The organism is Pseudomonas sp. KCJK9016, assembly GCF_046231795.1.
Taxonomy (GTDB): domain Bacteria; phylum Pseudomonadota; class Gammaproteobacteria; order Pseudomonadales; family Pseudomonadaceae; genus Aquipseudomonas; species Aquipseudomonas bananamidigenes.
Genome location: NZ_JBJJMM010000006.1, coordinates 121,122 through 133,069, shown reverse-complemented (window position 1 = coordinate 133,069; position 11,948 = coordinate 121,122). Strand labels below are relative to the sequence as shown.

Sequence of the window (11,948 nt, the reverse complement as noted above, 5' to 3'; positions counted from 1 at the left end):
CGGGCCTATTCTTCAACCATGAATCGAACATGGATTGAGGAGCAACAACATGGGCAAACGTCACCCCAACCTTCCCGCGTGGCAATGGCGCGCGTACCCGGACAATCATCGGCACCCGACCAATCTGGTGTTGCATCTGATCGCCGTACCGCTGTTCATCGTCGCGTTTCTGCTGATCGTCTCGGGCGTGTTCAGCCTCAGCCTGGCGAGCGTGGCCATCGGTGTGATCGGGATCGTCGCGGCGCTGGGTCTGCAGCGCCACGGCCACAGCCTGGAGGCACAAGCCTCCGAGCCGTTCAGTGATCGCAAGGACGCCGTGTCGCGCCTGCTGGTCGAGCAGTTTCTGACCTTTCCACGCTTCCTGCTCAGCGGTGGCTGGTATCGCGCCTGGCGTGAGCGCCATCGTCGGCATTGAGTCAGGCGAAAATCGTCACTGTCTGCCGGCTCATCGCAATCAGTTCACCTTGAGCGCTCCATAGTTTCGCGGCGACATGACCATAACCGTCGGCGGCATATTCGATGTCCGCCAGATACTGGCACCAGTCCAGCGTGCTCAACGCCCGTAACGGCTGAACGAATTCGATGGTCCAGGTCAGCGTGCTGCCCGGCGCCGGCTTCTTCAGATACGGCAACAACGCAGGCGGCCAGGCATCGACCAGCGCCAGCAGATGCGCCTCGTTGACCGGCTCTTCCTTCACATCCCCACGCAGCCGCACCCAGCCGCCCATCAACCGCGATCGGTTGCCGGTGAACGGCATGCCGCCGACACTCCAGCGCATGGCCAGATGACGCATGAATTCCGGGGTCACGCCTTTGAGGTAAGGCAACTCCGGGCACTCGTCCCAGTGCTTCATCTCGGGTGCCGGATAGGCTTCGACCGCCACTTCCGAAGGACGCGAAGCACCGAAGCTGCCTTGCACCATGGTCACCACCTGACCGTTCTGCACGGCCCGCCCCAGCACCTGAATGACCGCTTTGCCTTCACGCAGGATTTCCACCCCAAAGCTCACCGGTACTCCGGGCTCAACGGGACCGACAAAAGTAATTGCCAGCGAGCGCACAGGCCGCTCCGCCGGCACCCGCGCGCGCATCACCTCGTATTGCAGCGCCGCCACCAGCCCGCCGAAGCTTGCACGCCCCTGCCCCCATTCGGCCGGAATCACGACCTCCGGTTGACGATGGACAGCATCGATCAGATCGCAAAAACGCATGGAAACCTCGGACACGAAAAGGGAATGACCGGATCTTAACCAGCGCGGCAGAGCGGCGCAGCGTCCATTCCGGTCAAAGAGACTGACAGATAAGACACCTCACCGGGGCGGGAGATGGATTCAGGGCTTGAAGCAGGCTGCGCTGAGTTTTTCCAGTACCCGATCAGCCTTGATCTCGGCCTTGACCATGGTCGCCTGCCAGGTGGCGACGCAGGGGCGCAGATCGGCCTCCTGCTCGGCTTTCGCCAGCCATTGCCAGCAATCATGCCAATCGCCCAGTGCGCCCTGCGCGGACTTCAAACGCGCCAGCGCCGGCTTCGGCAGACGATCGAGTTCGGGATAGGCTTCGATGCCGTAACGCACACGCTTGATCAACAGACGCAGACGGTGGCGGTCATGGGCCGGATCGTGCAGCGCCACGTCGAGGTTCTTCCACTGTTTGGCCAGACGTTTTTCGATGCGTTTGCCCAGTTTATCGAGCAAGTCCTGACGCTGGGAGGCCCGCAGGAAACGCGGAAAGGCATCGAGGATCATCAGCAGGGAAGCCACTTCGGCGCTGGCCGCCAAGCGTGGGTAAGCCTCGGCCATCTGCGCCATCCGCCGCTGTGCAGCCGCCGGCTGACCATGCTCGGTCAGCCAGGCCGCCAGCACTTCACGGTCACGCCACGGCGTGGTCAGTTGCCCCACCGCCGCCGCCGCATCTTCCAGCTGTTCGACACCGGGCAAACCACGCAACGGTCGCAGCAGGCTGCGCAAACGGCGCACGGTGGTGCGCAGGTCATGCAGCGCCTCCGGGTCGGTGCGCGCGGCCAGACGCGCCTGACAGGCCAGCAGCCTGACTTCCAGACTCAGGACATGAGCCACCAACCGGTCGACCAACGCAGACATGACTTGCTCCTGACTTCAATCCGTTACATAAGTGTGCGCCGGCATGGCTGGCCTGCCATTGCGCTACGTCAGCAGCTTAGCGCCCGGCGCGGGATTCGCGAATGTAGAAACGCGCTTTCTCGGCTTTTTTGCTGCAACCCTCAAAGCCCTCGAATTGCTGCTGGGTCTTGGCTGCGGTCAGCAACGACAGGGCCTTGGAGTAGCTCACGGTACCGGCAAATCCCTCGGCCTTGGCCAGATCCAGTTCATGCCACGCCGCATCGAGCTGACTGCCGCAGCTGTCGCGGTAGGCGGTCTTGCCGGCGCAACCGGCCAATGCCAGGGCAATCAGGGGCACACAGATCCAGGCTTTCATCATTTACACCTCAAGATAGGTCAACAGTCGTGCAGTTAAGACGTTCGGGCGGGGGAAAAGTGCCTTGTGCCCCGTGAATCCACCGCATGGCAAAAGATAACGCCAGCGGGTCACGAAGTATCGAAAAAACGACGCCAGCGCCGTCCCGGACGACTGCGGCGATTGTAGCCCGACCCTCGATGGGTGCATTGTGGAAACCTGTCGGGGGAGGAAGTCTGATGAAAAAGCGTGTCGCACTCGTACTGGGTTCCGGTGGCGCCCGGGGCTATGCCCATATCGGGGTCATCGAAGAGCTTGAACGACGGGGTTATGACATTGCCTGCATCGCCGGTTGTTCGATGGGCGCGGTGGTCGGCGGAATCTACGCCGCCGGAAAGCTCGACGAGTACCGCAGCTGGATCGAAGGCTTGGATTACCTCGACGTGTTGCGGCTGGTGGACGTGAGTTTCCGCCTCGGGGCAATCCGTGGCGAAAAGGTCTTCGGCCAGATCCGCAAGATCGTGGGCGAAATCAACATCGAAGAGCTGCGCATCCCCTACACGGCGGTGGCCGCCGACCTCACCAATCAACAGGAAATCTGGTTTCAGGAAGGCTGCCTGCATCAGGCCATGCGCGCCTCGGCGGCGATTCCCAGCCTGTTCACCCCGGTGATGCAGGGTAACCGGATGCTGGTGGACGGCGGCATTCTCAACCCGTTGCCGATCGTGCCGGTGGTGTCGAGTCACTGCGATCTGATCGTCGCGGTCAATCTCAACTCGACCAACCAGCGTCATTACAAACTGCCAGTGATCCAGCGCCCCGCTGCATTCCGTACGCGCTTCGACAGCCTTATCAATTCATTGGGATCGAAGATGCCGTTCCGCCGCAAACAGGCCGAGCAATTGTTGCTGCTGGAACAGGAAGCCTTGCGAGCCGAAGCGGCGGATATCAATCCGTGGGTAGAAGGCGCGGAACCGGAAACCCAGCAACCCGCCGCCGCCCCCGAGCGTGACGGCGCACCGAAATCCGCCACCGGATCGTTCATCGTCGACAACGTCGGGCCCGCGTCATTGCTGGATCTGATCAACCAGAGTTTCGAGGTGATGCAGACGTCCCTGGCGCAATACAAAATCGCCGGGTATCCGCCGGACATTCTGATCAACGTACCGAAGCGGGTGTGCCGGTTCTTCGAGTTCTACAAGGCTCCAGAACTCATCGCACTGGGTCGCGAAATTGCCCGGGACACCCTCGACCGTTATGAGAGCGAGCAGAGCTAAACGCTGCTCTCGCTCAACAACCGATAACCGACACCCGCCTCGGTCACGATAAACCGTGGCCGGGTCGGATCGTCCGCCAGTTTCTGTCGCAGATGGCCGACGACGATCCGCAGGTAGTGACTGTCCTCGGTGTGGGTCGGCCCCCAGATATCCTTGAGCAATTGCTGCTGGGTAATCACCCGGCCCGGATGCCGCGCCAGTTGCGCCAGCACCGCGTATTCCTTGCGGGTCAAGGCGACTTCGACGCCGTCAAGCAGCACCCGGCGATAGGCCAGGTCCACGGTCAGCGGGCCGAAACTCAACGCAGCCTGCTGCGATTCGCCGGCCGGCGCCTGACGCAACAGCGCACGCACCCGGGCGAGGAACTCCTGAATGCCGAACGGCTTGGTCACGTAGTCATTGGCACCGCCATCCAGCGCCTGGACTTTCTGCCCTTCGCCGGCACGCACCGACAGCACCAGCACAGGCGCCGTGGCCCACTCGCGAAACTCGCGCAGCACTTGCTGGCCATCCATGTCCGGCAGGCCGAGGTCAAGCACCAGCAAGTCAGGCTTGTTCAGCGCCGCCTGGGCCAGGCCCTCGGCGCCGGTTCCGGCTTCCAGCACCTTGTAGCCTTGTGAGGCGAGGCTGATGCGCAGGAATTTGCGAATCTGCGGTTCATCGTCGATGACCAAAATGGTCGCAGTCTGGCTCATGGGTTCACATCAACACAAAAGAGTGGCAAGAGAGTAGCGCAGGCAGGATCAGGCTTCACCGTCCATCCCCGGTTGCGTCTGCAAAGGCAGGTGCAGGGTGATGCAGGTGCCGCGACCGTCGATGCCCTCGCCGACACTGATCCGCCCGCCATGGGCACCGACCATGCCCTGACAGATCGCCAGGCCCAGGCCGGTGCCCTGCCCGCCACGATCGCCCCGGGCGGCGGTGTAGAACATGTCGAAAATCTTCGCCCGCTCATCGACCGGAATCCCCGGCCCTTCATCGCTGACCGAGAAAAACACTTCGCTGTCATCCGCTCCGGCGCGCAATTGCAGACGGCCATGGGACGGCGAGAAGCGTGCGGCATTTTCCAGCACATTGACCAGCGCCTGCTCGATCAGTGCGGCATGGACGAACAACAAGGGCAATTCGGCCGGTACATCGGTGCTCACCTGCAGCGACGACAACACGGCGCGCAGGCGATTGAGGGCACTGCCGACGATATCCGCCGGCGACACCCAGTCCCGCGCCAGTTTCAGGGCGCCATGGCCGAGGCGGGTCATGTCCAGCAAGTTCTGGATGTAGCGGTCCAGGCGCTCGGCTTCATCACGGGTGCCTTCCAGCAACTCGCGACGGTCCTCCAGCGGGATCGCTTCGCCGAGCGCCAGCAGGCTGTCGATGCTGCCGCGCATTGACGTCAGTGGCGTGCGCAGATCGTGGGATACCGAGGCCAGCAAGGCGCTGCGCAGTTGTTCGGTTTCGCCGTGCAGACGCGCGGCTTCGAGATCATCGGCCAGTTGCGCCCGAGCCAGGGCCTGAGCCAGTGGCTGGCTCAACGCGGTCAACAAGCGGCGGCGTTGCCCGCTCAATGTCTGGCCCTCTTTGGCGCACACACCGAGCAGCGCCAATGGCCCGTCCTCCACCGACAGCGGCCACCACCACCAACGCCCGAACGGCAACGTACCGGTGCCCATGCCCGCCGGCTGATCGTGTTGCCAGGCCCAGTCAGCGGCGGCGCGTTCGGATTCGGTGAATTGCAGCGGCCCGCCGGTCTCGACTTTCCAGCCCCCCTGCCCGTCGCGATCGAGCAGGCACACTTGCAGGTCGCTCCAGCCATTGAGGTGCTGTGCGGCAGCGCTGACCACGGCCTGACGGTCGGTGGCGGCGGTGAGCTTGCGCGACAGGTCGAGCAGCTCGGTGGTCTCTTCCTGGGTATCGCGCAACGCCTGCAATTGCCGACGCTGACGCGCCGCCAGATTACCGGTGAGTGCCGCCATCAGCAGGAAGAACAGCAAGGTCAGCACGTCTTCTTCGCGCTGGATGGCGAAGGAAAAATTCGGCGGGATGAACAGAAAGTCGTAGGTCAGGAACGACAACGCCGCACAGGCCAGCGAAGGTCCCAGGCTGCTGCGCACCGCGACCAGCAGCACGGCGGCAAGAAACACCAGCGAGATGTTCGGCAACGGCAATACGCTCGACACCGCCCACGCCAATGCACTGGCCAGGATCGTGGCCACCAGCGCCAGCGCATAGTCGAACCACACCAGTGTCGGCGCGGTCCGCAGGCGAGGCGCACGCTGCTCGTGATCGCTGTCGAGCACGTTGATTTCCAGGCCGTGGGACTGGCGCAGCAACCGTGCCGCCAGACCACCACCGAACAAGCGTCGGCGCAGGCTCGGACGCGACTGACCGACCAGTACCAGACTGGCGCGGCGCTCGGTGGCATGCTGGATCAGGGTCTTGGCCACTTCGCCGGCCCGCAGCAGCACCACTTCCCCACCCAGCCGTTCGGCCAGTTGCTGGGCGCCTTGCAGGCGCAAGCGCGATTGCTCATCGCGCACGCTGCCGTTGTCGACGTGCACCAGGCTCCACGGCAAATGCCGACGTTGGGCAACACGGCTGGCGTGACGCACCAGTCGTTCGGCATCGGCATTGCCATCGACGCCGACCAGCAGGCGTCCGCGTACTGCCGGCGCCGCCTGGCCGAGCTTGCGGTAGCCCTGGGCCAGATCGTTATCGACCTGCGCCGCCGCGGTCTGCATTGCCAGTTCACGCAACGCGGTGAGGTTGGTCTGGGTAAAAAACGCATCGATTGCAGCCCTGGCCTGCTCCGGCACATAGACCTTGCCTTCGCGCAAGCGCTCCAGCAGTTCCCGGGGCGGCAGGTCGATCAGCAGCAGCTCGTAGGCTTCCTGCAAGACCCAGTCCGGCAGGGTTTCACGTACCTGCACACCCGTGATGCCCCGCACCTGATCGTTGAGGCTTTCCAGGTGCTGGACGTTGACCGTGGTGTAGACGTCGATTCCGGCGGCGAGCAGTTCCTGGATATCCTGCCAGCGTTTGGCGTGGCGACTGCCGGGGGCGTTGCTGTGGGCGAGCTCGTCCACCAGCACCAGTTTGGGTTTGGCGGCGAGCAGCCCGTCAAGGTCCATTTCCTCCAACGTCACGCCACGGTATTGCGAACGCACCAGCGGCATTTGCGGCAGGCCGCCGAGCAGCGCTTCGGTTTCGGCGCGGCCGTGGGTTTCGACCACGCCCGCGATGACCTTCACGCCCTGGCGCAACTGGCTGTGCGCGGCCTGCAGCATCGCGTAGGTCTTGCCCACGCCCGGCGCAGCGCCGAGGAAAACCTTGAGCCGGCCGCGTCCGTCGCGGGGCAGTTCTGCTAACAGCGCGTCGGCGCGGCCGGAGTCACTCATGCCTGAAACTCTCTTCCTGAAGGATTCATTACAGTTTTTCCAGCGCCATGTTCAACGCCAGCACATTCACCACCGGTGGGCCCACCAGCGGCTGTTCGATGTGCGCGTCGAGCAACTGCTGCAAGGTCGCCACCGGTACATTACGCGCGGCGGCAACACGCGCCAGTTGATAGGCAATCGCCGCCGGTGGCAAGTGCGGATCGAGACCGCTGCCGGAGGTGGTCAGCAGCGCCAGCGGCACCGGCCCCTGACCGGGTACCAGCAGTTTGTTGGCGTCATCGATCACCCGAGTGGCCAGCGCCGGATTGCTCGGCGACAGGTTGCTCGCGCTGCTGGAAACGGTGGCAAAGGCACCGGCCGAAGGACGTGGATGAAACCACGCATCGCCGACAAAATCCTGAGCGATCAGCGACGAGCCGCGCACCTTGCCTTCGGCGTCGCGCACCAGGCTGCCGTTGGCCTGCTCGGGGAAGGCGACCTGGGCAATGCCAGTCACCACCAACGGATAGGCAACCCCGGTGACCAGGGTCATCAGCACTAGCAGGCTCAGGGCCGGACGTAACATTGTGGACATCTCAAAATCCTCGAATTCGTGTTTGAAGCGGTGTGCCCGGCACACCGCTGTTCAGGTTCAAACCAGATGCAACGCCGTCAACAGCATGTCGATCGCCTTGATCCCCACGAACGGCACCAGAATCCCGCCCAGGCCATAGATCAGCAGATTGCGTCGCAACAGCGCCGCCGCACTCGCCGCCTGCACCCGAACGCCGCGCAAGGCCAGCGGGATCAGCACGACGATGATCAGGGCGTTAAAGACGATGGCTGACAGGATCGCGCTCTGCGGGCTGCTCAAATGCATGATGTTCAGCACGCCCAGTTGCGGGTAGATCGCCGCGAACAGTGCCGGCAGGATCGCAAAGTACTTGGCCACGTCGTTGGCGATGGAAAAGGTCGTCAACGCGCCACGGGTCACCAGCAGCTCCTTGCCGATCTGCACTACGTCCAGCAGCTTGGTCGGATCGCTGTCGAGGTCGACCATGTTGGCCGCTTCGCGTGCTGCCTGAGTGCCGTCGTTCATCGCCATGCCGACGTCGGCCTGGGCCAGCGCCGGGGCATCGTTGGCACCGTCGCCGCACATCGCGACCAGGCGACCGTCGTTCTGCTCGTGACGGATGCGTGCCAGTTTTTTCTCCGGAGTCGCTTCGGCCAGTACGTCATCCACACCCGCTTCGGCGGCAATCGCGGCGGCGGTCAACGGGTTGTCGCCCGTGACCATCACGGTGCGAATCCCCAGTTTGCGCAGCTCGGCGAAACGCTCGCGGATGCCCGGCTTGACCACGTCTTTCAGATGAATCGCACCGAGCAGCTTGCCGTCGGCGCAGACCAGCAACGGGGTGCCGCCGCTCTGGGCAATCTTGTCGATTTCACGGGACAGCGCCGGCGCCAGATCCTTGCGTTGTTGACCGAGGAACGCCAGCAGCGAATCCACCGCGCCCTTGCGGAACACGCGGCCCTGATAGTCGACACCGGACAAGCGGGTTTCCGCGCTGAACGGAACGGCAGTCAACGCTTCAGGTGCGGGCTCCGGCTGCGGACTGGAACCGCGCAAGTACTCGACGATGGACTTGCCCTCGGCGGTTTCATCGGCGAGCGAAGCGAACAGCGCACCTTCGGCCAACTCTCGGGCATTCACACCAGGCGCGGCATACACCGCACTGCAACGACGGTTGCCGAAGGTGATGGTGCCGGTCTTGTCCAGCAGCAGTACATGCACATCACCCGCCGCTTCCACGGCACGACCGGACTTGGCAATCACGTTCAGACGCACCAGACGATCCATCCCGGCAATACCGATGGCCGACAGCAGACCGCCGATGGTGGTCGGAATCAGCGTGACCAGTAACGCCACCAGGAACACCAGCGGCAGACTGCCGTTTGCGAAGTGGGCGAAAGGTTGCAGGGTCACGACCACCAGCAGAAAGATCAGGGTCAGGCCGATCAGCAGGATGTCCAGCGCCACTTCGTTAGGGGTCTTCTGACGTTTGGCGCCTTCGACCAGTGCGATCATGCGGTCGAGGGTCGATTCCCCCGGGTTGGCGGTGATCTTCACCAGCAGCCAGTCAGACACCAGTCGGGTGTTGCCGGTGACAGCGGAACGGTCACCGCCGGATTCGCGGATCACCGGAGCCGATTCACCGGTGATCGCCGCTTCATTGACCGCCGCGATGCCTTCGATGACCTCACCGTCGCCGGGGATCATTTCCCCGGCTTCGACCCGCACCACATCGCCCTTGCGCAGGCTGGCGGCGGGCACCACCTGGAAGCTGCCGTTGGCCAGTTTGCGTCGGGCGCTCAGCCCTTCGCTGCCAGCCTTGAGACTGTCGGCGCGGGCCTTGCCACGGCCTTCGGCCAGCGCTTCGGCGAAGTTGGCGAAGAGCACGGTGAACCACAGCCACAGCGCGATCTGCGCTGCAACGAAGGTCGGCACGATGGTGTCCGGAATGAAGCACAGCACGGTGGTGAAAATAGCGGTCAGTTCAACCACCAGCATTACCGGCGAGCGCACCAGCTGACGCGGGTCGAGCTTGACGAATGCTTGCACCAGCGCCGGACGCCACAGGGCGCTGATCGCGGTTTTGGGGGCTTCTGCCGACTTGGCGGCTACCGCCGGTTTTGAAGCGGGAACATGCATATTCATGATGGATTCCTTAGAAGCCCATGCTCAGGTGTTCAGCGATCGGGCCCAACGCCAGGGTCGGCAGGAAAGTCAGGCCGCCGACCAGCAAAATGGTCACGGTCAGCAGGGTCACGAACAGCGGGCCGTGGGTCGGAAAGCTGTTCTGGCCGATCGGTGCGGTTTTCTTCATCGCCAGGCTGCCGGCCAGGGCCAGTACCGGAAGGATGTAACCGAAGCGACCGATCAACATGCCCAGACCAAGCATCAGGTTGTGGAACGGGGTGTTCGCACTCAGGCCACCGAATGCCGAGCCGTTGTTGGCACTGGCCGAGGTGTAGGCGTACAGCAACTGGCTGAAGCCATGAGGGCCGGGGTTGCTGATGGTTGCCGCCGGGCCAGGCAGGGCCGCGGCAATCGCGCCCAGTACCAGCACGCCGACCGGCATCACCAGCAAGGTCACGACCAGCAGTTGCACCTCACGGGCCTGGAGTTTCTTGCCGAGGTATTCCGGCGTACGGCCGATCATCAGACCCGCGAGGAACACCGCGATCAGCACGTTGAGCAACATGCCGTAGAGACCGGCACCGACGCCGCCGAAGATCACTTCGCCGACCATCATGTTGACCAGCGCCACCATGCCGCTGAGCGGGTTCAGGCTGTCATGCATGCCGTTGACCGACCCGTTCGATGCAGCGGTGGTGGTCACCGACCACAACACGGTGGCGGTAGTGCCGAAGCGCGATTCCTTGCCTTCCAGCGGTGCAGTCTGTTCGACGGCCACGTTGTTCAGCGCAGGGTTTGGCTGATACTCGGCCCACAGCGAAGTGGCGCCGCCGATCAGGAACAGCGCGAGCATGCAGCCGATGATGGCGCGGCTCTGACGCAGATCCTTGACGTAGTGACCGAAGGTGAACACCAGCGCCACCGGGATCAGGATGATCGAAGACACTTCAAACAGATTGCTCCACGCGGTCGGGTTCTCGAACGGATGCGCCGAGTTGACGCCAAAGAAGCCGCCGCCGTTGGTGCCCAGTTGCTTGATCGCAATCTGGCTGGCCGCCGGACCCAGTGGAATGACCTGATCGACGCCTTGCAGCGTCACCGCATTCACGTATTGCGCGAAGGTCTGCGGCACGCCCTGCCACACCAGATACAGCGCCAGCAGCAGGCACAGCGGCAGCAGACCGTAGAGGGTGGCACGGGTCATGTCGGCCCAGAAGTTGCCGAGGGTCTTGGCGGATTTGCGACCGATGCCACGGCACAGCGCGACCAACACGGCGAGGCCGGTGGCGGCGCTGACGAAATTCTGCACGGTGAGGCCGACCATCTGGCTCAGGTAGCTGAGAGTCGCTTCACCGCTGTAGGACTGCCAGTTGGTGTTGGTCATGAAGCTGACGGCGGTGTTGAACGCCTGGGTCCACTCCTGGCCCGGCAGGTTTTGCGGGTTCAGCGGCAAGTGATCCTGGAACAACAGGATCGCGAACAACAGCAGAAAACCCGCGAGGTTGAACGCCAGCAGCGCCAGCGTGTACTTCTGCCAGCTCTGCTCGTCCTGCGGATTGACCCCGGCAATGCGGTAACAGCCACGTTCGACCGGGCCGAGAATCGGCGTCAGCCAGGTCCGCTGACCTTCCATCACTTTGTAGTAGAAACGCCCGAGGAACGGCGCCGGCAGCAACACCAACGCGAAAAACGCGAGGATCTGCCAATAGTCATAACTGTGCATAACCGCTCCTAGTTCCGATCTGCGCGCAACAGCGCAACCAACAGATAAATGAACAGCCCCGCTGCCAGCAGCAGGGACACCCCGTCCAGAACGCTCATGGAAGATCTCCGTGTTACGGCGTATTGCCGCGTGTGGAGGCATTGTCGGAAAGGAGGCTGTAAAGGAACGAGACCGAGGGGGCGGGCGGCGCATAAAGAAAGCGTAAAGAGTGGGTTTATGCCGGCTTTACAACAGGTTTTTGCCCCGTAAGGCCGGGACCCTCTGCGACCCGGCTCGCTCCCACACTTTGAAATGCATTCCCCCTGTGGGAGCGAGCCTGCTCGCGAAGACGGCATAACCGTCAACATCGCACTCAACTGGCGCACAAAAAGCAGTTATTGCGCCACGAACATCCCCGATACGACAGCTTTCAGCCCATTGCGACCCACCAATACAAAATG

11 protein-coding genes are annotated in these 11,948 nt (G+C 63.2%); 2 read left to right on the top strand and 9 right to left on the bottom strand.

The window, feature by feature from the left end; genetic code table 11:
• Positions 1–49: 49 nt before the first annotated feature.
• Positions 50–415, top strand: coding sequence for an Mpo1-like protein (locus tag ACK6BI_RS07735; RefSeq protein ID WP_065257121.1), 366 nt, complete (start codon positions 50–52; stop codon positions 413–415).
• 1 nt (position 416) lies between these two features.
• Here ACK6BI_RS07735 and ACK6BI_RS07730 read toward each other — a convergent pair whose 3' ends face one another.
• The 3 genes from ACK6BI_RS07730 to ACK6BI_RS07720 form a co-directional block, all read right to left on the bottom strand.
• Positions 417–1,211, bottom strand: a complete 795-nt coding sequence (locus ACK6BI_RS07730) for an acyl-CoA thioesterase (RefSeq protein WP_409316588.1) — start codon at positions 1,209–1,211, stop codon at positions 417–419.
• Positions 1,212–1,331: 120 nt separating this feature from the next.
• Entirely contained in the window at positions 1,332–2,099 is a 768-nt protein-coding gene (locus ACK6BI_RS07725) for a CHAD domain-containing protein (RefSeq protein WP_409316587.1), read from the bottom strand.
• Positions 2,100–2,175: 76 nt separating this feature from the next.
• The gene (locus ACK6BI_RS07720) at positions 2,176–2,454 is read right to left on the bottom strand and encodes a hypothetical protein (protein WP_041069470.1); all 279 of its coding nucleotides are present in this window, start codon (positions 2,452–2,454) and stop codon (positions 2,176–2,178) included.
• A gap of 218 nt (positions 2,455–2,672) precedes the next feature.
• Here ACK6BI_RS07720 and ACK6BI_RS07715 point away from each other — a divergent pair, with 218 nt between their 5' ends.
• Complete coding sequence (locus ACK6BI_RS07715; RefSeq protein WP_409316586.1) at positions 2,673–3,710, top strand: patatin-like phospholipase family protein; 1,038 nt, start codon at positions 2,673–2,675, stop codon at positions 3,708–3,710.
• Here ACK6BI_RS07715 and ACK6BI_RS07710 read toward each other — a convergent pair.
• The 6 genes from ACK6BI_RS07710 to kdpF are packed head-to-tail and all read right to left on the bottom strand — an operon-like array spanning position 3,707 to position 11,606.
• The gene (locus ACK6BI_RS07710; protein ID WP_409316585.1) at positions 3,707–4,405 is read right to left on the bottom strand and encodes a response regulator; all 699 of its coding nucleotides are present in this window, start codon (positions 4,403–4,405) and stop codon (positions 3,707–3,709) included. The genes ACK6BI_RS07715 and ACK6BI_RS07710 overlap by 4 nt on opposite strands.
• A 48-nt stretch (positions 4,406–4,453) precedes the next feature.
• Positions 4,454–7,105, bottom strand: a complete 2,652-nt coding sequence (locus ACK6BI_RS07705; protein ID WP_409316584.1) for a DUF4118 domain-containing protein — start codon at positions 7,103–7,105, stop codon at positions 4,454–4,456.
• 28 nt (positions 7,106–7,133) lie between these two features.
• Positions 7,134–7,679, bottom strand: coding sequence for a potassium-transporting ATPase subunit KdpC (gene kdpC / locus ACK6BI_RS07700; RefSeq protein ID WP_409316583.1), 546 nt, complete (start codon positions 7,677–7,679; stop codon positions 7,134–7,136).
• Positions 7,680–7,736: 57 nt separating this feature from the next.
• Positions 7,737–9,803 carry a potassium-transporting ATPase subunit KdpB gene (gene kdpB, locus ACK6BI_RS07695; protein WP_409316582.1) on the bottom strand — a complete coding sequence of 689 codons (2,067 nt, stop codon included), beginning with the start codon at positions 9,801–9,803 and terminating at the stop codon, positions 7,737–7,739.
• 10 nt (positions 9,804–9,813) lie between these two features.
• The gene (gene kdpA, locus ACK6BI_RS07690; RefSeq protein ID WP_409316581.1) at positions 9,814–11,508 is read right to left on the bottom strand and encodes a potassium-transporting ATPase subunit KdpA; all 1,695 of its coding nucleotides are present in this window, start codon (positions 11,506–11,508) and stop codon (positions 9,814–9,816) included.
• An 8-nt stretch (positions 11,509–11,516) separates the two neighbouring features.
• Positions 11,517–11,606 carry a K(+)-transporting ATPase subunit F gene (gene kdpF, locus ACK6BI_RS07685; protein WP_007963673.1) on the bottom strand — a complete coding sequence of 30 codons (90 nt, stop codon included), beginning with the start codon at positions 11,604–11,606 and terminating at the stop codon, positions 11,517–11,519.
• Between the last annotated feature and the right edge of the window lie 342 nt (positions 11,607–11,948).